Origin of the sequence: Pseudomonas sp. B111 (assembly GCF_026428275.1) — a bacterium.
Classification (GTDB): domain Bacteria; phylum Pseudomonadota; class Gammaproteobacteria; order Pseudomonadales; family Pseudomonadaceae; genus Pseudomonas; species Pseudomonas aeruginosa.
Genome location: NZ_CP097857.1, coordinates 6,639,156 through 6,661,352 on the forward strand (window position 1 = coordinate 6,639,156; position 22,197 = coordinate 6,661,352).

Below are 22,197 nucleotides of genomic sequence, written 5' to 3' on the forward strand. Positions count from 1 at the left end.
TCCCTTCGGTCGACACAGGTACCTGTAGCGTGTCCAAGATGATGGTCTTCACGGGGAACGCTAACCCCGATCTTGCACGACGCGTCGTGCGTCAGCTGCACATTCCTCTTGGCGATGTTTCAGTTGGCAAATTCTCCGATGGCGAAATCAGCGTCGAAATCAACGAAAACGTCCGCGGCAAGGACGTATTCCTGATTCAGCCGACCTGCGCGCCGACCAACGACAACCTGATGGAACTGGTGGTGATGGCCGATGCCTTCCGCCGCTCCTCGGCCACTCGTATCACCGCTGTCATCCCCTACTTCGGCTATGCCCGCCAGGATCGCCGTCCGCGCTCCGCCCGCGTGGCCATCAGCGCCAAGGTAGTGGCCGACATGCTGACCGTCGTCGGGGTCAACCGTGTCCTCACGGTCGACCTGCACGCGGATCAGATCCAGGGCTTCTTCGATATCCCGGTAGACAACATCTACGGTTCCCCCGTGCTGGTGGACGATATCGAAGACCAGCGCTTCGAGAACCTGATGATCGTCTCCCCGGACATCGGCGGCGTGGTGCGCGCGCGCGCCGTGGCCAAGTCCCTGGGCGTTGACCTTGCGATCATCGACAAGCGTCGTCCCAAGGCCAACCAGTCCGAAGTGATGCACATCATCGGTGACGTCGAAGGCCGTACCTGCGTACTGGTAGACGACATGGTCGATACCGCCGGCACCCTCGGTCACGCCGCCAAGGCACTGAAAGAGCACGGCGCCGCCAAGGTCATCGCCTACTGCACCCACCCGGTGCTGTCCGGCCGTGCCATCGAGAACATCGAGAAATCCGTACTGGACGAGCTGGTGGTGACCAACACCATCCCGCTGTCCGCCGCTGCCCAGGCCTGTGGCCGCATCCGCCAGCTGGACATCGCTCCGGTCGTTGCGGAAGCCATGCGCCGGATCAGCAACGAAGAATCGATCAGCGCGATGTTCCGCTGAGGTCCAGCCTCGGCGAACGCGCCTGAACGAAAACGCCCCGCTCCGGCGGGGCCTTTGAAATCGCCCGAACGCTGGTCGCAAGCGTTCGGGCGCATTGTTATTTTTGGAGATACACAATGGTCGACTTTATTCTGAATGCCCAAGTGCGTTCCGATCTGGGGAAAGGTGCGAGCCGCCGCCTGCGTCGTAACGCCGGTCTGGTTCCTGCTGTCGTTTACGGCGGCGACAAAGAGCCCCAGTCCGTAACCCTGGAACTGCGCGAAATCGCCAAGCTCCTGGAAAACGAGGCTGCCTTCAGCCACGTGATCGCCCTGAACGTTGGCGGCGCCAAGGAAACCGTACTGATCAAAGCCCTGCAGCGCCATCCGGCGAAAGGCTTCGTGATGCACGCCGACTTCCTGCGCGTGGTCGCCGACCACAAGCTGACCGCCCACGTACCGCTGCACTTCATCAACGAAGAAGTAGCCGTTGGCGTCAAGCAATCCGGTGGCGAGATCTCCCACACCATCTCCGAAGTCGAAGTTTCCTGCCTGCCGAAAGACCTGCCGGAATTCATCGAAGTCGACATGGCCAAGGTCGAGCTGGGCCAGATCGTTCACCTGTCGGACCTCAAGGCTCCGAAAGGCGTCGAGCTGGTACAACTGGCCCACGGCAACGATCTGGCCGTTGCCAACATCCACGCTTCCCGCGTGGTGAAGGAAGAAGGTAGCGAAGAAGGCGCCGCCGAGTAATTCATTACTCGATCGCCTTTTTATAGAGAGGGGCTCCCGTCGTGACTGCCGTACAACTGATCGTTGGCCTGGGAAACCCGGGTCCTGAATACGACCAGACCCGGCATAACGCGGGGGCCCTTTTCGTTGAGCGCCTGGCGCATGCCCAGGGCGTCAGCCTCGTGGCTGACCGCAAGTATTTCGGCCTGGTCGGCAAGTTCAGCCACCAGGGCAAGGACGTTCGTCTGTTGATCCCGACTACCTACATGAACCGCAGCGGCCAGTCCGTGGCGGCGCTGGCGGGATTCTTCCGGATCGCCCCGGACGCCATCCTGGTGGCCCACGACGAACTCGACATGCCCCCTGGCGTCGCCAAGCTCAAGACCGGCGGTGGACACGGCGGGCACAACGGGTTGCGCGATATCATCGCCCAGCTCGGCAATCAGAATTCTTTCCATCGCCTGCGGCTTGGCATCGGCCATCCGGGGCACAGCAGCCTGGTTTCCGGTTACGTGCTCGGCCGCGCCCCGCGCAGCGAGCAGGAACTGCTCGACACCAGCATCGACTTCGCCCTCGGCGTGTTGCCGGAAATGCTCGCCGGGGACTGGACCCGGGCGATGCAGAAGCTGCACAGCCAGAAGGCCTGAACCACTTTTCTAGCGCCTGTCTGAGCGCGAGGGACATAGCATGGGATTCAACTGCGGCATCGTCGGCCTGCCCAACGTCGGCAAGTCCACCCTGTTCAACGCCCTGACCAAATCCGGTATCGCGGCGGAAAACTTCCCGTTCTGCACCATCGAGCCGAACAGCGGCATCGTGCCGATGCCCGACGCGCGCCTGAACGCCCTGGCCGAGATCGTCAAGCCCGAGCGCGTACTGCCGACCACCATGGAATTCGTCGACATCGCCGGCCTGGTGGCGGGCGCCTCCAAGGGTGAGGGCCTGGGCAACAAGTTCCTCGCCAACATCCGCGAGACCGACGCCATCGCCCACGTGGTGCGCTGCTTCGAAGACGACAACGTGATCCACGTGTCCAACAGCGTCGACCCCAAGCGCGACATCGAGATCATCGACCTCGAACTGATCTTCGCCGACCTCGACAGCTGCGAGAAGCAACTGCAGAAAGTCGCCCGCAACGCCAAGGGCGGCGACAAGGAAGCCCTGGCCCAGAAGGCCCTGCTGGAAAAGCTCATCCCCCACTTCACCGAAGGCAAGCCGGCGCGTTCGCTGCTGAAGAACCTCGGTGACGAGGAGAAGCGCCTGGTACGCAGCTTCCACCTGCTGACCAGCAAGCCAGTGATGTACATCGCCAACGTCGCCGAGGACGGCTTCGAGAACAACCCGCACCTGGATGTGGTGAAGGCCATCGCCGAGGAAGAAGGCGCGGTGGTGGTGCCGGTGTGCAACAAGATCGAAGCCGAGATCGCCGAGCTGGAAGACGGCGAAGAGAAGGACATGTTCCTCGAGTCCCTCGGTCTCGAGGAACCCGGCCTGAACCGTGTGATCCGTGCCGGCTACGGCCTGCTCAACCTGCAGACCTACTTCACCGCCGGGGTGAAGGAAGTCCGCGCCTGGACCGTCCGCGTCGGCGCCACCGCCCCGCAGGCCGCCGGCGTGATCCACACCGACTTCGAGAAAGGCTTCATCCGCGCCGAAGTGGTCGCCTACGACGACTTCATCCAGTTCAAGGGTGAACAGGGCGCCAAGGAAGCCGGCAAGTGGCGCCTGGAAGGCAAGGACTACATCGTCAAGGACGGCGACGTGATGCATTTCCGCTTCAACGTGTAATCCCCTTCCCGTCCCAGGAAAGCCCCGGCCAAGCGCCGGGGCTTTTCGTTCCTGCCCCTCCCCATCGCCCTCTCTCCGGCGATCCGACCCCTTCCGTCTAAACGATTGAAAGATCAGAAAATTATCTAGGCCCAGGGGTTGACAGCCCCGCCCGAGATACGGAAAATGCGCGCCACTCGGCTACATAGCTCAGTCGGTTAGAGCGCAGCATTCATAATGCTGATGTCCCAGGTTCAAGTCCCGGTGTAGCCACCATATTTTTCAAGGGGTTAGCGCAAGCTAACCCCTTTTCTTTTGCCTGTGGTGACTACAAAGTGACTACAGCGTGTCTACCTCTTCCCTCACCCCTGCCTCTGCCCTACCCTTCGGTCATCAGCCAGTAGAGACAAGGGACATGTTCAGCGAACTCGGCTTTTCTAACTTTGATGTACTTCTTCCCATTGCCTGCACTATCGGCGCCATATTCGGCAGTCTGGCTCAGACAATCATCGCAAACTACAACCTGAATAGTCTTCCTCGTAAGGAAGGTGAAATGAAGTCCGCCTCTCCCCAGCTACAAGAAATGCGCTCAGCGTGGCTATTCTTGCGACTTTTCGTTGGGGGCGTATTGGGTTTCGTTGTTGGGCTGTACTTCGTTGGAGCGCTACAAGAGACACCAGCAGTTTTTGCAAAGATATGGGCTCTATCCTTCGTTGTGGGTTATGCCGCTCCGAAGATTTGGGTCGTTCAGGAGCGAAACCTCCTCAACCGTATTGATAGCTCCCTGGACCAGCCTGAAAAGGCTTCTACTGGTGTACCTGACTAGCGAAGTGCTTTATCTGATACAGCGGGGACAGGCTCATAGCCGAGGCCAAATGCTCCGGCGATAGGTGCGCATACCGCATAGTCATGGTGATCGACGAATGCCCGAGGATCCGCTGTAGGGTCAGGATGTCCCCTCCCCCCATCATGTAGTGGCTGGCGAAGGTATGGCGGAGAATGTGGGTCATCTGGCCCGGCGTCTGGAACCCGCAACGCTGATAGGCGCAGCGGAACGCGGCGCGGCAAGACATGAACAGGCGGCCAGATCCAGGCATGCCCACCTTGAATATCAACCTCTCCAACTCGTCCGGGATCGGCACTGATCGGCTCTGCCGATTCTTGGTCCGGTGATAGTGCACCTTGCCGCCATGCACAGCGCCCCGTGTCAGGCTTTCCGCCTCTTCCCAGCGGGCTCCCGTGGCGAGACACAACAGCGCGACCGGATAGGTATGGTTGTTCGTGCTGGCCTTGCACTCTTCCAACAATCGAGCGACCTGATCCAGGGACAGAAACGTCAGTTCGACCTGATCCGTCTTGATTTGCCGGACCTTGCCCAGCGGGTTTTCCTTGTGCCAGGAGCCCAGGCGAATCAGTTCAGAGAAGACCGCCGACAAGTAGCGTTGCTCGTGATTGACCGTCTCAGGCTTCACCTCGGTCAAGCGACGTTGCCGGTAGCGTGCCCACGCCAACGAATCGAACTCGAATGCCAGAGGGTTCCCTAGCCGCTTCGCCAGCGCCTCGCAGCGCGCCAAGCGTTGCTTGCCGTCCTTCAAGGTGCAGCCATGGAGGTCATACCAGACCTTCACCAGATCGGAGAGACGGTCATCCAGCGGTCGGCCCGTCTCGCCCTTCACGGCAAAAAAATCCTGCTCATAGCGAATCGCGGCAGACTTGGTGGCGAAGCCTTTCTTGCGAATCCTGCGCCCGGAACGACCATTCTCATAGAAGTCAGCCGTCCACGTCTTGCCGTCCTTGCGTACCGTCATATCGCATATCCCTTGCGCAGATAGCGATCACACATGAGCTTGTGTATATGCCTTTCCAGATCGCGACGAGTCCAACCCTTGGCGAGATAGTGGTCTTCGATAACGTGCCAGAACTCCAATTTGCGGGCGGACTCAATAGCCTTTTTTGCCGGGACACGCTCCCGCGCGATCAGGCTCACGAACTGGCCGAGAAACATCTCGCAGTTACGTCCACTGAAACCCTTGGCAGTCTTGTAATAGCGCCGATACTCGGTGCGCTCAATCAGCGGATCGCACTCGACTTGGACGCGAGCATCCTGGCTGATCAGGCTCCAGAAGGCGTCATACATGCCCTCCCGAGAGAGCACACGGAATGCCTCGCAGGCATAGTTCCACAGCCCCTGTAGGTGCGGGCAAAGGCCCTCGTAGGTGCGGCAGCCGATGACCTCTCCCGAGGCCATACGTGAGCCTTCGGAGAACTGCTGGACGATGGAGTGGTGATAGCGAAACTCGATCCGCCACACCGTTTCCAGGGGGTTATAGGCCGGGTCGCCATCGCCGAACGGATCCCCGTTCAGGGTCGCCCACACGCTTTCCCAATAGTCGAGCTTGTCGGTGGCCCGAGCCTGGAGGGTCTTGTTATAGATCGACAGTTGCAGGCCGTTGGCCGAGCCGAACATGTACGTCTCGCCACGCCCGTAGACCGAGGCGTTGCCGTCGAACTCGATCCGCTCGATCCCACTGATTTGCCGTACCCGACGCGAGCGGCAGTGCATGCGATCAACGAGATCAGCCAGAGGCGTCCAGCCCTGCACATCCAGCGCGATATGCACGGCTGCTTGGTTGGTCTCGCAGTGACTCAGCACCGCTGCGGCCAGGTCATCCAGCACGCCCTGGAGGATATGCGGGTCGGCGCCGTCAATGGCGTGGGGCGACACCTCGATCTTGAGGTGCGAGCCAATGGTGTCGACCTTGATGTTGTGGTTCTTGATCAGCAGGATCAGGCCCATTTCGGCGTTCTGCAGGCGGTACTGATAGCCAGAGTCGCGACCAATACGGCCCTTGGACCATTCGTAACCGGCGAACTCGACCACATCCACCGACAGATCAAACAGCGCCATGACTTCCGGCCGGAGCTTGCCGTTGTACAACTGCCGCACGGTGTCCACGCCACACCGCAGGATCCGCACGCCTGACAGGTCGGTGAACTGTCCATTGAGCGGGTCCATGAAAAGCATCCCCTTCGGGGACTTGTGGAAATCCCCGTTTTCTTCGAGGACCAGTCGGGTTGGATGGATCGGAGTCTTCATGTTCTTTACCCGTTAATGAGGTTCTATGGGGTTGCTGATCGGGGGTTATCTGACGTGTTACAGGGGCGTCGGCCGCGCCTTCGGCCTATCGCTCATGCCTTCCGCTCCCGGCCGGCGGCGCGGCCCGCCCCTCATGGCGGCACCCCTACCGCCGCTAGCGCCGTCATCACCGACCACCAGTGATGCAGCGCCCAGCCCATCGCCACCGGAACGAGGAATTCCCAATCGATCATTTCTGCCTCCAGGGCCGCGAGGCGTATTCGGAATCGGGGACGATGGTCAGCGGCACCTTGTCAGGTTCGCGGGCGCCCGCTGCCGATGGCGGCAGGTTGAGCAACGGCGGCACGCCAGCGACCGCCACCGGCCGGACCGAGGAGCCGGCACAGGTGACGGTCCCCTCCCATTCCCCGTAGAGCAGTTCGGCCACGCACTCGCCGCGTGGCTTGATCGCGTAGCCGGATCCCACGAGTTGCCAACTGGTGAGTTCCAGGTGCCGGCCGGCAGGGTCATCCAGGGCGAACATGTAGATATCGCCCTTCGACGGCATGTAGGCGTGGGCGAGGATCGAAATCCGCCGATCGGCGAAGGGATGGGCGTTCAGATCAACAGGCGCAGCAGCAGGCCCATCAGGTACAAGCCCAGGAGGAAGAAAGCTATTCGCAGCAGGACGCGCTGGAGCAGCCACAGCAGCAGGCGCAGTAGCGGTCGGAAGAGGCTTAGGAGTAGGCGCGGAAGCCGCCGGATCAGGCTTAGCACCAATAACCCGCATTGGCCCCATATAGCTAACAAAGCCAATAGTGCCGGCCAGCAATGCCAGTAGAAGAACCAGCTTAGGCGACCGGAAGAGGCTCTTGCCCGCCTTGGTGTCTTGGGTCTTGCCGGTGGCCGTGGACTGGTAGAGGGCGAAGGTCTGCTTTCGGATCCGCTTGTATTCGATGATGGTGCCATCGGCGGGCGGACGGTTGAGTTGGGCGTCATGCTGGGCCTCCTTGTAGCGGCCTGGAATGCCGATCACCGCGAGGTTGGAATGCTTGTAGGCCATCTCGCAGGTCATGCGGATATCGTCGCGGATGTAGGAGATGTTCGGCGTGGTGAGGACGATGTCCCAGTTGAAATGCCGGTGCCGGGTCCAGGCGTCGAGCCAGCCCATGGGGCGGTCGGCCGCGTGGGCCGCTTCCGGTCCGCCGGGGTAGTCGAAGCGCTCGAGGTCTTTTTCCCGCCAGGACTTGGGAAACAGCAGTTGGGTTTCGTCGAAGATCAGGAAGGCCCCGCGGGGCGCCCACTGAAACCACGTGCGCATCTTTTCGAGGTCTTCCAGCGACTCCAGATCGAGGTTGATGATTTCCGCCGTGTTGGGCAGGTCCGGGAAGACCTGATAGGCCCGCTCCAGGGTGAAGCCGCGCACGTTGGTGATGATCACCCGCCCGTCTTTCAGCGCGGGCACGGCGTCATCTTGGATCGCGCCTGAGGTCTTGTAGGAGCCATTGGGGCCGTGGTGGATCTTGATCGACACGGATCACCTCCCAATGAACGGCACGAAGCGCATGCAGAAGCGCGTCGCCGCCGCGACCATGATGATGTTCAGCGCCTGCGGCACGCCGAAGAAGGCCAGCCCCGCCGCAATCGGACCCGGCAGCGCGGCGTACATGCTGCGGATCATCTGCGGCACGCCGAGGCTGTCGATCAGTTCGCGGGCGGCGGTGTAGCTGACATCGATCAGCAGGATCAGGGTCTGGAGCGCGGCGTACATCGACGCCTTGGTGGCGACCACCAGGCCGTCGCGCACGAAGTCATAGATGCCTTGGGCGAAGAAATCCCAGATCCACTGGAAGAAGGCGATGATCTGATCGAGAAAACCGGAGAGCCATTCCATAGGGTCAGTCCCTCAGCAGTATGAAAGCGGCGATCAGCGCGGCCATCAGCAGCAGCGCCACACGCAGGTTGGAGAGCTGGTCGGCGTAGTCGGCGACGCAGAGGGAGTAGGATCGGCCCCAAATGGTCACGGACTCGCAGGGAAGCTGGCCGCCGCCTTCCGCCAGGTTGAGGTCGAACGCGCCCTTCATCTGATCGACGTTGGCCCGGACCTTGTCCTTGAGTTCTTTCTTGGCCTGCTCGACCTTCTGTTCCCAGGTGGCGATGGCGTCATCCCAAGTGCCGGGCTTGGGTTCCTTGAGTTCGCCGCCGGGGCCGGCAGGACCGGGGGAGCAGTCCTGTTTCGCCGGGTCGCAGTTGCCGCCATCGCCGCCATCGCCGCCACCGGTTCCGCCGCCGCTGCCGTCGCCTCCCCCGCTTCCATCGCCGCCGCCCTCCCCATTGCCGCCGCTCCCATCGGAGCCACCGGTGCCGCCGTCGCCACCCCCGTTGTCATTGCCGCCGCCGTTGTCGCCCCCGCCATCGCCGCCACCGGTGTTACCGCCATCACCACCATCACCGCCATCGCCCCCCGGCTCAGTCGGATCCGTGGGCGTCTTGACGCAAGTCGTCCCGGACCAGCTATAGCCGGGAGGACAGCTAGGGTCATTCGGGTCGGACGGCGGTTCGTCGGGATTGGTCGGCGGGGTGTCGTTCAACGAGGGACCGGTCATGCCGGGATTGCCGGAGTCAGCGGCGCAGGCACTACCGTCCGTCATCAACACGTAGTTGCAGAAGCCTTGGTTGTCGCTGCCGGGATAGCGATAGCAACTGGTGGTCTTCGAGGTGGTCGGCAGGTACTGGCATCCATTCTTGCAGCCAGTGGGCGGCGAGCTATTCACGAAGTTTCTGCCGCCCGACACGAAGATGTTCGAGGGCGGTGAACTGAACAGATCCGTCAGCCCTTTGATGCAGTTGTTTTCCGGCGGCGTTTCACACACTCCCGTTTGCGCGTTATACGTGGAGCCCTCAGCACAACCGGTGCCCTTGCGCATGACGGAAATAGTGAAATTCGGCTCAATACGATTCCCGTTGAAATAACGAAACACCGTGCACACATAGTTGGTCGAGCCCCTCATCTCCCGCGAATCGATCACCATTTCAACCGCGGGATATTGAGCCTTATACATTCCCAGCCCGACCTCACAAGCCGCACTAGGACTGGTAAACCGGTCAGGAGCAGTCGGGCCGTTTAATTGCCAGTAATAAGGCTCCGCGTAGGCACTCCAGCTACACAACACCAGCAACACGGCGCAGACCTGGCGCACCAGGGCGAACCAACGCGCACGCTTTTCAATCCTCATGACACTTCCCTCAAGCAACAAAAAGCCCCCTGCCGGAAACTCCGGAGGGGGCTTCCGCCTCGGTCTGTTCGGTTAGAAGAATTCGCCGGTCCGGTACCCGGTGATGAAGGCGCCGGCGAAGAACGCCCCCAACCACACCGACCAGAGCACCCGTTACGCCTTGCGCAACATGCTGTAGATCAGGCCGGCAACGGCCAGGATCACCAGGGCGCCGACGATGTAGCCGCCAATGGCCTTCATATCGCCCTGGCCATCGGTGATCGCCGATTCCACCGCGCTGGTGTCGATCACCCCGGCGAAGGCCGGCAGCGAAGTCGCGGCAGTGACGGAACCGGCGATGCACAGGTTGCGGAACGAGGCGACCGGGCTGAACTTGGCGATGCGTTGCTTCATTGCTTTCATGGTGTTTCCTCTCTACTTGGCTTTACGAAGAAGTGACGCGACCCAGCCAATCAAAAGCCCCGTCACGAACGATCCCAGGACGCCTGCGGCACCGATGCCAAAGGCTTCCGGGGAGAAACCACCGTTGACCAGGATGTCCACGTATCCAGCGGCCTCGGGCGGAATCAGGTAGGCCTGTTGCCATGCGAGTTCGCGACACGCCATGAAGCCCTCGGGGGTCGAGGTCCACGCGGTACACACCTGCACAGCGACAACGCCTGACATAGCGATCAGTCCTCAAACAGCCAGGGAGGCCGCCAGGCTGTCGATCCAGCCCCAGGCGTAGCCGGTGGCCAGACCTACCGCGAACAGCGAGAGATAGCGGAGCATCGCGGCCTCCTACGGCTTACGCCTTGGCGTCCGGGGACTTGTCTTGTTTGTCCTGGCCCTGCGGCTGCTGGGCCGGGCGCGGGGCTTGGGCCTGTGCTTGCGGGCGGGCCGGGGCTTGGGCGGTCGGCGCCATCGGCTTGCCGCCCACGGCCAGCAGATCCACGAGGACCTGGGTATTGGTGATCCGGCCGAAACGGTCTTGGGTCGGGCGGACCACGCTGGCGAACTTGCAGAGCACCGGCTGGCCTTCGAAGACGATGGCGTCCAGCAGGGTCGGCTCGATGTTGTATTCGCTAATCTCGAAGCCCTTGGCGTTGCCACGGGCGCCTTCCGGGATCGGGGCGATGGACTGGACCGAGGCGTAGATTTCCCCGGTCTTGGTCGAGGTATAGGTGTCGGTCTTGGTGACCCACAGTTCGACGACGCCGCCTTGGGTTGCAAACATGTTCATCGGTGTTTCTCCTTCAATTCGCCTTTTTCGGCGTGAGTTGTCCCGCTGCTGCAAATTCGGCTGTTTCGCCTTCATTCAGCGGTGTTGGGTGAAAGTGATTTGTCGGGCGATCCCTTCGGGCCGGGCTCTATTCGCTAGCGAACCAAGCCAACCACGGGCGTTCGTCTCAGCCCATTCGAGTAACGATCCCTATCGCAACGTCGTCGCCGACGGCCAAGGGGAACGCTTCCCCTTGGAACCCGCAGAGCAACACCAAGGGCTCTGCCCTTGTCATCCCGCTCTTGCCGCAGAGGGCTCGGGAGCGCGGGGCGGAGAAGCTGCCCCACACTCCCCAGCGGAGGCTGTTTCAGGGGAGAGGCGTTCAAGGGTGCGCTGCGCCCGTGCTTCCGTTCGCCGGAACGGTGAGGCTGTTCCGACGAGCCGGGAGCGCGGCCCTTGACCGGATCGGCCACGGTGCGGGCGGCTTGGATCAGGCAGAGCAGGAGCAGCGCTTTCAGGGTGTTAGCGAGCATGGGTCAGCCCTCCAGCTGGAATGCTTCGCGCACGGGCACGAAGGGCGTGGGTTTCCCGCTGTCGTACACAACGTGCCAGTACTTCGGCGGACGCCGGGACGGGTCGTGTTTCGCGCAGAAGGAACGGGGACGGCAGAGCCAGCGGCCATCTTCCCGATAGGGCAGCCCAGGGGGCCGGCAGTCCGGACACGGCGACGGGCTGTGCAATGGGATGGCCTGCCTTGCGGACCAGCACACAGAGCAGGCGCAGTCCGGGGCGTGGGTTTGGCGTAGGTAATAGGGACTGGCGGCCATGGCTCATTTCTGCCCCCTACGACCACAGCGATAGTCTTCAATCGCCTGACGGAGCCAAGCATTCTCGATCTGGTCGATATCGACAGTCAGGCCGCCCCAGGTCACGACCCTGCCGGAAACATTGCCGACGATGCCCGCGAAGCAGAATTGGAAGGTTTCCATCGGCACTGGGCGATCACTCGGCATCGTAATCACCCTGGCAGAAGATCGATTTGCCCCGGTCGAGGTCACGGCGAATACGGTGCAGGTTCACCACGCGGCGACGGCCAATCTTGGCAGTCGGGATCGTCTTGGTTTCCACCCAGCCCCGCACCACGTCTTCCGTGATGTCTTCCAGGCCCAGCATCTGCGCGAAGACCGCTTGCGAGCAGAACGGCGCGGTGCGGAAGTCCGTGACCTTTTCCACAGCACCTGTGACGGTGAACCCCACTATTCCAGACTCTTCCATGGTTTTGCCCTATAATGAAAATCACGCTTACTGAGTAATTCTTACTAAGTAGAGCAACATTACACTCAGATTGTTACTAAGTACAATCTACTAAGTAGAATTTTTAGGCATGATAAAAGACCGCCTTATAACCTTGTTTAACAAGGAGCGAACAAGCGTCTGGTTTGAAAAGCAGACCGGGATTGATCGCTATCGGTGGGGCAATGTCCGAAACGGGAAAGCCAGAATCACCGACGCCGAGATCGAGGCGGTGATACAGATTTTTCCGCAGTACGCACTTTGGCTAGTGACCGGCAACATCGCCCCTGAAAGCGGGCAAACCAGCCCCGAATACGACGAGGCCAATCAAAACTTGAGCAGTCCCAACGCGGGATAGCGATCACCAGGAGAGCAGCGGAACGCTGGTTCGCTTCAAGGATCGGAGAAAGGGAATGAGAGCAGTTGCATCCACCATCGTACTTTTGACGCTATGCGGCTTCGCATACGCAGAAGAGTCCAAGCCTTTAGCAACCCAGGCCGGTGAGGCGACAGCGCCAATCGCGGAGGCTATCGGATCAGGGTTTAGCCGCATAATGACCGAGTTCATGGCAGGTACAGATGGCATGGTAGGGGACGCCGCAAGGAAAAACCTCAAGATGCAGGACAAACGCGACAGGGAAGCAAACAGAAGCGTGCGGAAGACCATGAAGGAATGTATTAAGCCGGGAAACGTCATAGACGAAGACGTAAAAGAATGTGTGGAAGGTATTATGGAGAGATCGTGGTGAACGATCTTTGGAAAGGCGGTAGAGAAACTACTGCCTTTATAAAAAGAAAACGAGCCCCTCATGCCGGCTCCATAAAAAATATTTAAAGAAAAAGCAAAGTGTATATTTACAGCAAGCCAAGGCTCAAAGACTTTCAAAAGGCAAATTAGTAAATGGCGATTATAGAGAAAATTTCCATAGACGGCTTCAAGTCCATATGGAACGAGTCCATAGAACTTGGCCAACTCAACATATTTCTCGGGACCAACGGTGCAGGAAAGAGCAACCTACTGGAAGCGATTGCAATGGTGTCATCCTCTCTTGAAGGAGGCATAGACTATGAAAGGCTAGCGAGGAGAGGCTCACGCCTTTCCTCACCAGAAATATTCAGGAGCGCTTTCAAAGGAAAAGATAGAAGACATACATTTAAAATCGAAGTCTGTGTCGGCGGCGTCAATTACAACATGAGCGTACGCTCAGTTAATTCATTCTCATACTTCTCAGAGTCAGTTCGCTACAAGAATAGGACCATAGCCGGGCGCTCCCATAATGGATCAACTCTATTAGGAGTTCCATTCGACAGCAAATTAGATCAAAAAAGGAGCATATTCCCTTTTCTACAATCATTGAGGCCCAAAGAGTTAGCCGAAAATAAAAAGACCCCAGCCGATCTTCTTTCAACGGTCGAAAAATTTGCTATTTACTCTCCGTCCACACCAATATTAAGGGGTATCGCCACAGACTCAAGCTCAAAATCCCCATTGGGAATCTATGGTGGGAGACTTGCCGAAGCACTCAACGAGGTTATTAATGAGAAAAACTCGATAACTGATCTACGTAGATTTTTTAGACTTCTAGATTGGTTTAAAAAAATAGGCACAACCCAAGAAACAGAGCAAGAACTTATATCTGAGCACGTAAATTTAGGCAGACTAAAGCTTAGATATGAAGACAAATACATGAAAAGCACCTTCAACAAACTCTATGCCTATGATGTCAGTGAGGGCGCTCTCTTTGTCCTTTTCGTACTCGTTCTTTTAATACACAAAGATTCTCCACCAATTTTTGCATTGGACAACATCGACAACGCTCTAAACCCGGGTCTAGTCAGGAGTCTAATGGGACATATTGTCCAAATATTAAAAGATCACGAAGAAAAACAAATTTTTCTAACCACACACAACCCTTCTACTTTAGACGGACTAGATATATTTAATGAAAAACATAGACTCTTCATCGTTGAGCGAAACGAAGAGGGCCATACAAAATGCCGGAGAATCGCTCCTCCAGAGGGAATGACAAAGAAAGACTGGGAAGAAAAATACTTCGGCATGAAACTTTCTGAGATATGGCTTTCAGGCGCAATTGGCGGGATGCCTATAGGATTCTAAATGGACAAAAAGTACCTATTGGTCTGCGAAGGACAAACAGATTATTTTGTAATAAACGAAATATCTAAATCCATATCTAACAATATTGGAAGAAAGGTAATCATTACCCCACTCTCCCCCCAGCAAGATGCAACGACCGGCACTTGGCCTCAACATGGATGGACCGCAATCAGAAACTGGTGTCGACTATATGGAAAGAAAACAGCCGCAGAACTAGCCCCACTTCCTCAAAAACTTAGGGAAGCGGCGCTCAGAAAAAACTGGCAAGCGCTACTCAAGTTTGAAAATGCCGATGGAATCATTCTTCAAATAGATGCAGACATTGCAGAACAGATAAAAGACTTCCCCGCATTTGATCCTAAAGCACAACATAGAAAAGAATACTTAGACGGTGCGATTAGATTTTGGCTAAACGATGAAAACCTAGAACCTCAAATGTACCTAGCCATTACAAGCCATGCACTAGAAGCATGGATAATGGCGACACACTCAAATACTGATCCCGTTTTCGCGGATCTTCCTCAGAACTTCGACTATGAGGAAGTAACAGACGTAGAGGCTAGATTAATCAGGCTCGGGTACAAATCTAAAAGAGTAAATGGCACGCGCCGCCTCTCAAAAAAAGAAAGTCTCTATAAATCCTACGCTGAAAAAGTCGCTGAAAACCTAGAAACTGTCAGAGCAAAATGTACAGCAGCCAATGAACTCTGCCAGCACTTGGAGAAATAGCGAAACCAAAAAAATAGAGCGAAAACTGCAAGGTGTTTTGGCTCAGCTCAATCGTATCTGAATACCACACTACATGAGACTTTAAGTATCCTAGCAATACGGAGCAGACCTTTGGCTTCACTCCTTACAACACCCGAACAAGAGGTGACTACATTACAGCACCAGTATGAATTAGTGAGTCCAAGCAAGCTAATAGCCGCTCTAAAAGCCCCGAAATATGGACCTCTGAGGGTGAACGATAGTCACTCCATGCGATTCATAATGCTGATGTCCCAGGTTCAAGTCCCGGTGTAGCCACCATATTTTTCAAGGGGTTAGCGCAAGCTAACCCCTTTTTGTTTTGGTCGGCAGACTACAAACCGACTACAAACCGTCTACGCCCCCTTTACCGATTTACGGTTCGCATGAAAAAGCCCCGCATCTGCGGGGCTCTACGATCAACGTCACCGCTATCCGTGAGCAAGCAGCGGCTCAATCTCATGTTCGATCTGCTCGCCATTCGCCGCATAAGCAGTTGCTAACGAGTACTCACTCTGGAGATTCATCCAGAACTGAGCGGACGTATCAAAGTAACGCCCCAGACGAATCGCCATATCTGCGGAGATACCACGCTGCTCACGAACGATATCGTTCACTGTCGGAGCGGAGACTTTCAAAGCGCGTGCTAGGGCAGCTGGAGAGATATCCAACTCCATCAGAAACTCATCGCGTAATATTTCCCCAGGATGGATGGGGCGCATACCATTGGTAGCCATGGTCCACCTCCTCAGTGGTAATCAACTATTTCGACTTCTTCGGGACCCGCATCCGTCCAGACGAAACAGACACGCCACTGGTCATTGATCCTGATGCTATGTTGGCCCACCCGCTTTCCCTGCAACGGCTCCAACCGGTTTCCAGGTGGAGAGCGCAAGTCTCGAAGCTCCGTAGCCGCATGATGCATTGCGAGCTTACGCGTAGCGACTGTGAGGATCGCTCCCCACCGCCTCGAAAGACCCGTCTCAAAAAGCTGACGAGTCTCGTCGCAGCGAAAGGTCAGAATCATTCATTAACCCTTAACGTTAAGCGTTAACTTCACTACAGATTACCACAGATCCTCATGTGGTCAATTTGTAGCCAGACTGAGTAATCGGAGAAAAGCGCATCGCCGATTCCAAGTGCTCCGGCGTTAGGTGCGCATACCGCATCGAGGAATGCCCGAGGATCCGCTGTAGGGCCACGCCATGCGCAGCGCCCCGTGTCAGGCATTTCATCTTGCTTTGGAAGCCAGGCATGCCTCATTGAAACAGTTCGAATCATTTGATAATCATTATCGATTTGTTTAGCTTTGCCGCCCATCAAAACAACAGCAACTCGGACATCTCCTCATGCCCCGCTCCATCCCTTCGCGCCCGGCTCCCCTGGCGCTTTCCCTGTCCCTCTTCGCTTCGTTTTCCGCTCCTGCGCTGGCTGCCGATCCGGTGGAGCAGCAGATGGTGGTGATCGGCTCGCGCGCGCCGACCAGCATCAGCGAGTTGCCCGGCACGGTCTGGGTGATCGAGCGCGAGCAACTGGACCAGCAGACCCAGGCCGGCGTGCCGCTGAAGGAGGCGTTGGGACAATTGATCCCGGGCCTGGATATCGGCTCCCAGGGTCGTACCAACAACGGGCAGAACCTGCGCGGACGCAGCGTGCTGGTGATGATCGACGGGGTGTCGCTGAACAGTTCGCGGGGCATCAGCCGGCAGTTCGACTCCATCGACCCATTCAACATCGAGCGCATCGAGGTGATGTCCGGCGCCAGCGCGGTGTACGGCGGCGGCGCCACCGGCGGGATCATCAACATCGTGACCAAGAAGGGCGTCGGCGGCGACACTCGCTTCAACACCGAGCTTGGCGCCCGCAGCGGCTTCCAGAGCCACGAGGATCACGACCTGCGCGCGGCGCAGTCGATCAGCGGCGGCAACGACCTGTTCAACGGCCGCCTGGCCATCGCCTACCAGAAGAACGGCGCGGCCTACGACGGCAGTGGCGACCAGGTACTGACGGACATCACCCAGACCGACCTGCAGTACAACAGGTCGGTAGACCTGATGGGCAGCCTTGGCTTCACTTTCGCCAATGGCCACAGCCTCGATCTCGGCCTCCAGTACTACGACTCCGGCTACGACGGCGACCGCGGCCTCGATCTCGGGCGCAACTTCGATGCCCTGCGCGGACGGGCACCCTATTCGATCAAGGGCGGCGTCGACCTCGACCGCGAGCCGGAAAGCAAGCGCCATCAGTTCAACGCCACCTACCATGCGCCGGAAGTGCTGGGTCACGACCTCTACCTGCAGGCCTACTACCGCAACGAGAAGATGGCCTTCAACCCCTTCCCCACCATCCGCTACAGCAATAGTGGCGCAATCAACTACGGCACTTCCTACTACTCGGCCTCGCAGCAGGACACTGACTACTACGGGATGAAACTGGCCCTGGTGAAGACCTGGGAGCGCGCCAGCCTGACCTACGGGGTGGACCTGGACCGGGAAAAATTCACGTCCGACCAGATGCTCTTCAACCTGCCGCTCGCCGCCGCCAGCGGCGGGCTGGTAGCCAGTGAACAGGCCAAGCTGGGCCGCTACCCGGACATCGATACCGACAGCCGCGCCTTCTTCCTCCAGGGCAGTTGGAAGGCCACCGACGACCTGACCCTGAGCGCCGGCGTGCGGCGCCAGTCGATGAGCACCGACGTCAGCGACTTCGTGGCGGCGAACCAGCAGATCCTCATCGCCAACGGCCTTGGCAAGACCGCCGACGCGGTTCCGGGCGGGAGCAAGGACTACGACGTCAACCTGGTCAACGTCGGCGCCATCTACAAGCTGAACCTGCAACAACAGGTCTGGGCCAACTACAGCGAAGGCTTCGAGCTGCCGGACCCGGCCAAGTACTACGGTTTCGGACGCTACGGCGCAGCCGACGGCAATGGCCACTACCCGCTGCTACAGGGGGTCAGCGTGAACGACTCGCCGCTGGACGGGATCAAGACCAAGCAGGTCGAGCTGGGCTGGCGGCACACCGACGGTGCCCTGGATACCCAGGTGGCGGCGTTCTATTCCTGGTCGGACAAGAGCATCAAGTACGACTCGAAGACCCTGGCGGTGCTGCAGCAGGACACCAAGAAGCGCAACTACGGCCTGGAGGGCCAGGCTACCTACTGGCTGGACGATCACTGGCAGGTCGGCGTCAACGGCCTGGCCATCCGCTCCCAGGAGAAGGTCGACGGCCGCTGGCTGAAGCAGGACGTGACCTCGGCCAGCCCGTCCAAGGCCGGCGCCTTCGTCGGCTGGAAGGACGACCAGCGCAGCCTGCGCCTGCAGGGCGTGCGCACCTTCAACCTGAACGACGAGCCGGGCAACAAGATCGACGGCTACGCGCTGTTCGACCTGCTCGGCACCCAGGCGCTGCCGGTGGGCACCCTCACCGCGGGCATCCAGAACCTGCTGGACAAGGACTACACCACGGTCTGGGGACAACGCGCGCAGGTCTACTACGGCGGGCTCGCACCAGCGGGACTGTTCGACTACAAGGGACGGGGGCGGACCTACAGCCTGACGTATAGCATGGAGTTCTGAAGCCGTCCTCGACAGTTCCCCTGTCCCTCCAGGGAGAGGGGAACGCGCAGGGAAGAGCTTCCGCCTCTCTCAGCAGCAACCGCCCAGCGGACTCAAGCGATACTGCGGCGGCAACTGGTCGAGGCCGCTGACGGTGACGTTGAGGTTCTTCCACAGGCCATCCTTGATCCCGTAGATGCAGCCATGCACGGACAGCGACTGGCCGCGGTGCCAGGCGTTCTGGACGATGCTGGTGTGGCTGACGTTGGCCACCTGCTGGATCACGTTGAGCTCGCAGAGGCGATCGACGCGCTCCTCCTCGGTCGGCAACTGCTCCAGGTGCTCGCGGTATTCATAGGCGAGGTCGCGAATGCTGCGCAGCCAGCCGTCGATCAGGCCGAGCTGGTCGTTGTGCAGGGAGGCGCGCACGCCGCCGCAGCCGTAGTGGCCGGTGACCAGGATGTGCTTGACCTTGAGCACGTCGACGGCGAACTGGATCACCGACAGGCAGTTGAGGTCGGTGTGCAGCACGACGTTGGCGACGTTGCGATGGACGAACAGGTCGCCGGGCAGCATGCCGACGATTTCGTTGGCCGGCACCCGCGCGTCGGAGCAGCCGATCCAGAGGTACTCGGGGGTCTGCTGGCGGGCCAGCTTGGCAAAGAAGTCCGGGTCTTCCTGCTTGATCGCTTCGGCCCAGCGGACGTTGTTCTCGAACAGTTGCTGCAAGTCGCTCATGGCATGCCCCTCGTTTGACCGGTGCAGCACCTTACGGAAGGCGATGCCCGTTTGACAAGCGTCACAGCGCGGCGTGGCTACGCCACCAGCGCTGCTGCGCCAGCGGCTGCATGGCGACCTGATCATGCCAACAGGCGTGCCAGGCTGCGGCGTCCTCTGCCAGGCGCGGCCAGTCGGGCTGTTCGAGGTCGGCGAAGAGTTCCCGTTCCAGCCAATCGCGGCCGCTGCGCAGGAGCCGGCGGAAGGCGCGGTCGGTGAGCGCGCGGCGGTGCACCGCCTCGAAGCGCCACCAGGGAGACTCCTGTACCGCCTCGCGCGGCTGGCTGAGCACGGCGGCGCCGGAGGCCGGATCGAAGGACAGCGGCTGGAACAGTCCCAGGCACGGCGCCGAAGTACCGGTGGCGGCCAACAGTGGGCCGTCGTCGCGCAAGCGGGCGACCAGACTGGCGGTGGTCTGCGAAGGCCGCCAGAAGCTGCCGGCGTGCATGCATACCTGGCGGTTGTTGTGGCGGCGGAAGTGGTCCCCGCGCGGGCCATGGTGGCGCAGCGCGGCGAACAGCGCGTGCCAGTCCGGCTCGCCAGGCAGACTGTCGAGGAAGCGCTGGTTGATCCGACAGCGCCGGTGCGCGCCGCCGACCCAGGGTAACAGGCGGGTGTCGAAGACCCGCGCGAAGTGGAAGTCGCCGCGACCATCCCAGCAGCCCTGGCGGCGAGCCTGGTCCTCGAGGTCGCGGCTGCACAGGTCGAATTCGTGGCCAAGGGTCAGGGCGTTGGAGATGGCCCAGCGCTCGACCTTCTTCGCCACCCACAGGTTGCCGGCGGTTTCCAGCACCCAGGCTTCGCCGGGGTCGGCGATGAGAAAGCTGTTGTCATAGCGGATGCGCTTATCGCGGTAGCCGGCCGGGCCGCCCTGGCCGTAACGCTGCAACAACCCGGTGATCACCTCTAGCGCCTCGCGGGCGCTGGCGCCGCGCTCCAGTCCCAGGCGCAGCAGGTCCATGCCGAGCAGCGCGGTGCCGCGCTGACGGGTCAGCTTGGTGAACACCGCTTCGTTGCCGATGGCCACGCCGTGCTCATTGACGCCCATTTCCGCGCCCCAGATCCAGCTCGGCTGGCTGATCACCAGCGCATGCCGCTGGGCGGCCTGGGGAATGTCGAGGTAGGTGGTGCGCAAGCGCGCTTCCGGATCGTTGCGCACCGCCGGCAGGCGCAGCAGACGCTGCGGTTCGGCGGGCTCGCGGTCGCTGTTCTTGGCGAACCAGGTCTGGCCCTGGTGGCGAAGGATCAGGGTGTCGCACATGGGGGGCTCCAGTCTGCGCATCCTGCCACCGGCCGCTGTCGACCTGACTTCGCACTCCCGCGAAGGGTTACCGCATGAAGGGACCTGCCTGCGGTATGCAGGCGAGAATCGGAATGCTGGTAAGGGTACGGCGGTGCCAGAAGGCCAGCCAGCTACTCCAAGTGATAGCTAGTTGCCGGCAGGGAAGCGGAGCAAGCCTCAGTCGAACAGGGTACAGGCCATGACCAGGGCGTCTTCGCGCCCGCCGACGGCGGGGTAGTAGTCGCGACGGCGGCCGATCTCGTTGAAACCGTAGCGTTCGTAGAGGCGGTAGGCGGCCTGGTTGGAAGCGCGCACTTCGAGGAAGCATTCGCGAGCCTGGTGGCCGGCCGCCTCGCGCATCAGGTGTTCGAGCAGGCGCAGACCGAGGCCACGCCCCTGGCTTTCGGGCTTCACCGTGATATTCAGCAGGTGCGCCTCGTCGAGGATGATCTGGATGACGCCATGGCCGACCTGCTGGCTACCCTCGAACATCAGCCAGCAATGGTAGTTCTTCAGGCCTTCGCTGAAGATGCCACGGGTCCAGGGGTGACTGAAGGCGGCATATTCGATTTTCAGCACGGCATCGAGGTCCGCCTCGGTCATCGGGCGGAAGGAAATCGCATCGCTCATTGAATCTCGCTCGACCAGCGCTGACGGACACGGCGCATGGCGCGCCACAGCTCGCCCTTGAGGGCGGGTTCTTCCATGAGGGCTTCCAGGCCTGGCACGGCCCAGGTTGCGCCCAGACCGTCCACCTGCAGTTCGCGGAACAGGCTGCCCTCGTCGCCCTCGCCGGCGAAGCGGATCGCCGGCAGGCCGACCAACCACAGGCAGCGGCTACGCTCGCTCTCCTCCATGCGCGCGGCGACGAAGCTCTGGACGAACTCCAGGGCCGCCTGCGGCCCCTGGTCGAGGTTGCCGCGCGCCAGCAGCGGCCAGCGTACCGGTTCGCCGATCAGCCGCGGGCTGTCCGGCAGGCCGGCGGCGCGCAGCAGGTCGCGCAGCAGCAGGTAACCCGGATCGCGGCTGGCGAAGGGTTCGCCGGTGGGCAGTTCGACCAGCAGGGTGCAGGAGCCCGCCTGCAGCAGTTGCAAGGCGAAGCGCGGCGGCGGGGCCTGGACCGCCGGCGGCTCGGCCGGGGCCTCTTCGACCGGCGCGACCGGCTCGGCTTTCTTCGCCGCCGGGGCGCCCGGCTTCGGCAGGCTGATCGGGATCCCCCGGCCTTCCACGGGCGCGGCGGGAGCCACGCTCGGCGCGCTGGCCGGCGCCTCGGCTTGCGGGACGCGGGCCTGCGGCGCATCGATCGCGGCGCGCGCACGCACAGGCACCGCCGGCTCTTCCCGGGGCGGGGTCTCCAGCAACTCCGGCCGCGAGGGTGCGGCGAACGGCAACGGCTGGCGGGGCAGCCAACTGGTTATCTGCATCGCGCCCAGGAAGGCGCGGCGACGCTGTTCTTCGATC

General features: G+C 60.2%; 27 protein-coding genes, 1 tRNA gene and 1 pseudogene. 11 read left to right on the forward strand and 18 right to left on the reverse strand.

What is annotated here, in order from left to right:
- Positions 1 to 29: 29 nt before the first annotated feature.
- From M6E97_RS30895 to M6E97_RS30920, 6 genes are all read left to right on the forward strand, one after another.
- Positions 30 to 971, forward strand: a complete 942-nt coding sequence (locus M6E97_RS30895; protein ID WP_003099281.1) for a ribose-phosphate pyrophosphokinase — start codon at positions 30 to 32, stop codon at positions 969 to 971.
- Positions 972 to 1,087: 116 nt separating this feature from the next.
- Positions 1,088 to 1,702, forward strand: a complete 615-nt coding sequence (locus tag M6E97_RS30900) for a 50S ribosomal protein L25/general stress protein Ctc (protein ID WP_003095013.1) — start codon at positions 1,088 to 1,090, stop codon at positions 1,700 to 1,702.
- Between the two features lie 41 nt (positions 1,703 to 1,743).
- Positions 1,744 to 2,328, forward strand: a complete 585-nt coding sequence (pth, locus tag M6E97_RS30905) for an aminoacyl-tRNA hydrolase (protein ID WP_003099278.1) — start codon at positions 1,744 to 1,746, stop codon at positions 2,326 to 2,328.
- A gap of 40 nt (positions 2,329 to 2,368) precedes the next feature.
- Positions 2,369 to 3,469: a redox-regulated ATPase YchF gene (gene ychF, locus M6E97_RS30910; protein WP_003099270.1), complete on the forward strand. Its 1,101-nt coding sequence runs from the start codon at positions 2,369 to 2,371 to the stop codon at positions 3,467 to 3,469.
- A 178-nt stretch (positions 3,470 to 3,647) separates the two neighbouring features.
- Positions 3,648 to 3,724: transfer RNA gene (locus M6E97_RS30915), tRNA-Met, on the forward strand.
- A 139-nt stretch (positions 3,725 to 3,863) separates the two neighbouring features.
- Positions 3,864 to 4,274 (forward strand): hypothetical protein, encoded by a 411-nt coding sequence (locus tag M6E97_RS30920; RefSeq protein ID WP_123789187.1) that lies wholly within the window; start codon positions 3,864 to 3,866, stop codon positions 4,272 to 4,274.
- Here M6E97_RS30920 and M6E97_RS30925 read toward each other — a convergent pair.
- From M6E97_RS30925 to M6E97_RS30975, 11 genes are all read right to left on the reverse strand, one after another.
- Positions 4,255 to 5,256 (reverse strand): tyrosine-type recombinase/integrase, encoded by a 1,002-nt coding sequence (locus M6E97_RS30925; RefSeq protein WP_004352688.1) that lies wholly within the window; start codon positions 5,254 to 5,256, stop codon positions 4,255 to 4,257. The two genes, M6E97_RS30920 and M6E97_RS30925, sit on opposite strands and share 20 nt — an antisense overlap.
- Positions 5,253 to 6,545: a hypothetical protein gene (locus M6E97_RS30930; RefSeq protein WP_033966774.1), complete on the reverse strand. Its 1,293-nt coding sequence runs from the start codon at positions 6,543 to 6,545 to the stop codon at positions 5,253 to 5,255. Before M6E97_RS30930 ends, M6E97_RS30925 begins: the two co-directional genes overlap by 4 nt.
- Before the next feature lie 229 nt (positions 6,546 to 6,774).
- Positions 6,775 to 8,058 (reverse strand): zonular occludens toxin domain-containing protein, encoded by a 1,284-nt coding sequence (locus tag M6E97_RS30935; RefSeq protein WP_003140504.1) that lies wholly within the window; start codon positions 8,056 to 8,058, stop codon positions 6,775 to 6,777.
- A 3-nt stretch (positions 8,059 to 8,061) separates the two neighbouring features.
- Positions 8,062 to 8,418 carry a DUF2523 family protein gene (locus tag M6E97_RS30940; RefSeq protein WP_003114150.1) on the reverse strand — a complete coding sequence of 119 codons (357 nt, stop codon included), beginning with the start codon at positions 8,416 to 8,418 and terminating at the stop codon, positions 8,062 to 8,064.
- Positions 8,419 to 8,422: 4 nt separating this feature from the next.
- Complete coding sequence (locus M6E97_RS30945) at positions 8,423 to 9,760, reverse strand: hypothetical protein (RefSeq protein WP_053091507.1); 1,338 nt, start codon at positions 9,758 to 9,760, stop codon at positions 8,423 to 8,425.
- Positions 9,761 to 9,913: 153 nt separating this feature from the next.
- Positions 9,914 to 10,162 (reverse strand): major capsid protein, encoded by a 249-nt coding sequence (locus M6E97_RS30950; RefSeq protein WP_003125072.1) that lies wholly within the window; start codon positions 10,160 to 10,162, stop codon positions 9,914 to 9,916.
- A gap of 12 nt (positions 10,163 to 10,174) precedes the next feature.
- A complete protein-coding gene (locus tag M6E97_RS30955; RefSeq protein WP_003115979.1) occupies positions 10,175 to 10,426 on the reverse strand; it encodes a hypothetical protein in 252 nt (83 codons plus the stop codon).
- A 121-nt stretch (positions 10,427 to 10,547) separates the two neighbouring features.
- The gene (locus tag M6E97_RS30960) at positions 10,548 to 10,982 is read right to left on the reverse strand and encodes a hypothetical protein (protein WP_003140508.1); all 435 of its coding nucleotides are present in this window, start codon (positions 10,980 to 10,982) and stop codon (positions 10,548 to 10,550) included.
- 515 nt (positions 10,983 to 11,497) lie between these two features.
- Positions 11,498 to 11,788 (reverse strand): lysogeny maintenance protein PflM, encoded by a 291-nt coding sequence (pflM, locus tag M6E97_RS30965; RefSeq protein WP_023119949.1) that lies wholly within the window; start codon positions 11,786 to 11,788, stop codon positions 11,498 to 11,500.
- Between the two features lie 3 nt (positions 11,789 to 11,791).
- Complete coding sequence (locus M6E97_RS30970; protein WP_058187913.1) at positions 11,792 to 11,974, reverse strand: hypothetical protein; 183 nt, start codon at positions 11,972 to 11,974, stop codon at positions 11,792 to 11,794.
- Positions 11,964 to 12,236 carry a hypothetical protein gene (locus tag M6E97_RS30975; RefSeq protein ID WP_004352675.1) on the reverse strand — a complete coding sequence of 91 codons (273 nt, stop codon included), beginning with the start codon at positions 12,234 to 12,236 and terminating at the stop codon, positions 11,964 to 11,966. Before M6E97_RS30975 ends, M6E97_RS30970 begins: the two co-directional genes overlap by 11 nt.
- Positions 12,237 to 12,345: 109 nt before the next feature.
- Here M6E97_RS30975 and M6E97_RS30980 point away from each other — a divergent pair, with 109 nt between their 5' ends.
- The 4 genes from M6E97_RS30980 to M6E97_RS30995 all read left to right on the forward strand — a co-directional run bounded on the left by M6E97_RS30980 (position 12,346) and on the right by M6E97_RS30995 (position 15,102).
- Positions 12,346 to 12,612: a hypothetical protein gene (locus M6E97_RS30980; protein WP_023088595.1), complete on the forward strand. Its 267-nt coding sequence runs from the start codon at positions 12,346 to 12,348 to the stop codon at positions 12,610 to 12,612.
- A gap of 55 nt (positions 12,613 to 12,667) precedes the next feature.
- Positions 12,668 to 13,003, forward strand: coding sequence for a hypothetical protein (locus M6E97_RS30985; RefSeq protein WP_031637200.1), 336 nt, complete (start codon positions 12,668 to 12,670; stop codon positions 13,001 to 13,003).
- Between the two features lie 152 nt (positions 13,004 to 13,155).
- On the forward strand, positions 13,156 to 14,373 hold the full coding sequence (locus tag M6E97_RS30990; protein ID WP_071534385.1) for an AAA family ATPase: 1,218 nt from the start codon (positions 13,156 to 13,158) through the stop codon (positions 14,371 to 14,373).
- Entirely contained in the window at positions 14,374 to 15,102 is a 729-nt protein-coding gene (locus M6E97_RS30995) for a hypothetical protein (RefSeq protein ID WP_152904799.1), read from the forward strand. It abuts the gene before it with no gap.
- Between the two features lie 449 nt (positions 15,103 to 15,551).
- Here the strand turns inward: M6E97_RS30995 and M6E97_RS31000 are convergent, their stop codons facing one another.
- The 3 genes and pseudogenes from M6E97_RS31000 to M6E97_RS31010 all read right to left on the reverse strand — a co-directional run.
- On the reverse strand, positions 15,552 to 15,857 hold the full coding sequence (locus M6E97_RS31000) for a HigA family addiction module antitoxin (protein ID WP_003133769.1): 306 nt from the start codon (positions 15,855 to 15,857) through the stop codon (positions 15,552 to 15,554).
- 11 nt (positions 15,858 to 15,868) lie between these two features.
- The gene (locus M6E97_RS31005) at positions 15,869 to 16,147 is read right to left on the reverse strand and encodes a type II toxin-antitoxin system RelE/ParE family toxin (protein WP_071534386.1); all 279 of its coding nucleotides are present in this window, start codon (positions 16,145 to 16,147) and stop codon (positions 15,869 to 15,871) included.
- A 52-nt stretch (positions 16,148 to 16,199) separates the two neighbouring features.
- A pseudogene (locus M6E97_RS31010) lies at positions 16,200 to 16,319 on the reverse strand (integrase); the annotation flags it as partial.
- A gap of 150 nt (positions 16,320 to 16,469) precedes the next feature.
- Between M6E97_RS31010 and M6E97_RS31015 the strand changes: the two are divergent.
- The gene (locus M6E97_RS31015) at positions 16,470 to 18,698 is read left to right on the forward strand and encodes a TonB-dependent receptor (RefSeq protein ID WP_034005476.1); all 2,229 of its coding nucleotides are present in this window, start codon (positions 16,470 to 16,472) and stop codon (positions 18,696 to 18,698) included.
- Between the two features lie 69 nt (positions 18,699 to 18,767).
- Here M6E97_RS31015 and can read toward each other — a convergent pair whose 3' ends face one another.
- From can to M6E97_RS31035, 4 genes are all read right to left on the reverse strand, one after another.
- Positions 18,768 to 19,415, reverse strand: a complete 648-nt coding sequence (gene can, locus M6E97_RS31020) for a carbonate dehydratase (protein ID WP_003095021.1) — start codon at positions 19,413 to 19,415, stop codon at positions 18,768 to 18,770.
- A 61-nt stretch (positions 19,416 to 19,476) separates the two neighbouring features.
- Complete coding sequence (locus M6E97_RS31025; RefSeq protein ID WP_003111578.1) at positions 19,477 to 20,715, reverse strand: C69 family dipeptidase; 1,239 nt, start codon at positions 20,713 to 20,715, stop codon at positions 19,477 to 19,479.
- Between the two features lie 198 nt (positions 20,716 to 20,913).
- Complete coding sequence (gene rimI, locus M6E97_RS31030) at positions 20,914 to 21,366, reverse strand: ribosomal protein S18-alanine N-acetyltransferase (protein ID WP_003095025.1); 453 nt, start codon at positions 21,364 to 21,366, stop codon at positions 20,914 to 20,916.
- Complete coding sequence (locus M6E97_RS31035) at positions 21,363 to 22,064, reverse strand: hypothetical protein (protein WP_003141633.1); 702 nt, start codon at positions 22,062 to 22,064, stop codon at positions 21,363 to 21,365. The genes rimI and M6E97_RS31035 overlap by 4 nt, the downstream gene beginning before the upstream one ends.
- Positions 22,065 to 22,197 lie beyond the last annotated feature (133 nt).

Bases quoted from the DNA above. Each gene is read 5' to 3' on its own strand.
- M6E97_RS30980 (WP_023088595.1), top strand. From the start codon at position 12,346: ATGATAAAAGACCGCCTTATAACCTTGTTTAACAAGGAGCGAACAAGC.
- M6E97_RS30955 (WP_003115979.1), bottom strand. From the start codon at position 10,426: ATGTCAGGCGTTGTCGCTGTGCAGGTGTGTACCGCGTGGACCTCGACC.
- M6E97_RS31015 (WP_034005476.1), top strand. From the start codon at position 16,470: ATGCCCCGCTCCATCCCTTCGCGCCCGGCTCCCCTGGCGCTTTCCCTG.
- M6E97_RS30940 (WP_003114150.1), bottom strand. From the start codon at position 8,418: ATGGAATGGCTCTCCGGTTTTCTCGATCAGATCATCGCCTTCTTCCAG.
- M6E97_RS30930 (WP_033966774.1), bottom strand. From the start codon at position 6,545: ATGAAGACTCCGATCCATCCAACCCGACTGGTCCTCGAAGAAAACGGG.
- M6E97_RS30900 (WP_003095013.1), top strand. From the start codon at position 1,088: ATGGTCGACTTTATTCTGAATGCCCAAGTGCGTTCCGATCTGGGGAAA.
- M6E97_RS30985 (WP_031637200.1), top strand. From the start codon at position 12,668: ATGAGAGCAGTTGCATCCACCATCGTACTTTTGACGCTATGCGGCTTC.
- M6E97_RS30975 (WP_004352675.1), bottom strand. From the start codon at position 12,236: ATGGAAGAGTCTGGAATAGTGGGGTTCACCGTCACAGGTGCTGTGGAA.
- M6E97_RS30995 (WP_152904799.1), top strand. From the start codon at position 14,374: ATGGACAAAAAGTACCTATTGGTCTGCGAAGGACAAACAGATTATTTT.
- M6E97_RS30925 (WP_004352688.1), bottom strand. From the start codon at position 5,256: ATGACGGTACGCAAGGACGGCAAGACGTGGACGGCTGACTTCTATGAG.
- M6E97_RS31005 (WP_071534386.1), bottom strand. From the start codon at position 16,147: ATGATTCTGACCTTTCGCTGCGACGAGACTCGTCAGCTTTTTGAGACG.
- rimI (WP_003095025.1), bottom strand. From the start codon at position 21,366: ATGAGCGATGCGATTTCCTTCCGCCCGATGACCGAGGCGGACCTCGAT.
- ychF (WP_003099270.1), top strand. From the start codon at position 2,369: ATGGGATTCAACTGCGGCATCGTCGGCCTGCCCAACGTCGGCAAGTCC.
- can (WP_003095021.1), bottom strand. From the start codon at position 19,415: ATGAGCGACTTGCAGCAACTGTTCGAGAACAACGTCCGCTGGGCCGAA.
- M6E97_RS31000 (WP_003133769.1), bottom strand. From the start codon at position 15,857: ATGGCTACCAATGGTATGCGCCCCATCCATCCTGGGGAAATATTACGC.
- pflM (WP_023119949.1), bottom strand. From the start codon at position 11,788: ATGGCCGCCAGTCCCTATTACCTACGCCAAACCCACGCCCCGGACTGC.
- M6E97_RS30960 (WP_003140508.1), bottom strand. From the start codon at position 10,982: ATGAACATGTTTGCAACCCAAGGCGGCGTCGTCGAACTGTGGGTCACC.
- M6E97_RS30990 (WP_071534385.1), top strand. From the start codon at position 13,156: ATGGCGATTATAGAGAAAATTTCCATAGACGGCTTCAAGTCCATATGG.
- M6E97_RS30970 (WP_058187913.1), bottom strand. From the start codon at position 11,974: ATGCCGAGTGATCGCCCAGTGCCGATGGAAACCTTCCAATTCTGCTTC.
- M6E97_RS30945 (WP_053091507.1), bottom strand. From the start codon at position 9,760: ATGAGGATTGAAAAGCGTGCGCGTTGGTTCGCCCTGGTGCGCCAGGTC.
- M6E97_RS30920 (WP_123789187.1), top strand. From the start codon at position 3,864: ATGTTCAGCGAACTCGGCTTTTCTAACTTTGATGTACTTCTTCCCATT.
- M6E97_RS31025 (WP_003111578.1), bottom strand. From the start codon at position 20,715: ATGTGCGACACCCTGATCCTTCGCCACCAGGGCCAGACCTGGTTCGCC.
- M6E97_RS30950 (WP_003125072.1), bottom strand. From the start codon at position 10,162: ATGAAAGCAATGAAGCAACGCATCGCCAAGTTCAGCCCGGTCGCCTCG.